Annotated in this window: 1 protein-coding gene; it reads left to right on the forward strand. The window is 69.7% G+C overall.

Features of this window, described 5'->3' with window-relative positions; genetic code table 11:
- Positions 1 to 18: 18 nt before the first annotated feature.
- On the forward strand, positions 19 to 518 hold a 500-nt coding region (locus tag ABD220_RS17925), incomplete at its 3' end, for a helix-turn-helix domain-containing protein (protein ID WP_344124855.1).

Consider the following 518-nt stretch of genomic DNA (forward strand, 5'->3'; position numbering starts at 1 on the left):
ATTGGGTGGATGATTTCAGTGCAGGACTGGGCGGAGATTCGTCATCTTCACTTCGCGGAAGGTCTTTCAGCGCGGGCGATCGCGTCCCGGCTGGGACTGGCGCGGGCGACGGTGTCGCGGGCGCTGCGGGCCGAGGCGCCACCAAAGTACTCCCGGCCGCCAAGACCGTCGGGCTTCGACGCCTACAAGCCTCGGGTGCGGACGTTGCTGGCCCAGTTCCCCACGATGCCGGCATCGGTGCTGGCCGAGCGGGTGGCGTGGACGGGCTCGGCGTCGTGGTTCCGCAAGCGCGTGGCGGTGCTGCGCCCGGAGTACCTGCCGAAGGATCCCGCGGACCGGCTTCAGTACCGGCCCGGGGATCAGGCCCAGTGCGATCTGTGGTTCCCGCCGACGTCGATCCCGCTCGGGGCCGGGCAGGTCGGTACCCCGCCGGTGCTGGTGATCGTCACCTCGTACTCCCGGTTCCTCACCGCAAGGATGCTGCCCTCGCGCACCAGCGAGGATCTGGTGGCGGGCAT

The organism is Kocuria aegyptia (assembly GCF_039530085.1).
Lineage (GTDB): Bacteria > Actinomycetota > Actinomycetes > Actinomycetales > Micrococcaceae > Kocuria > Kocuria aegyptia.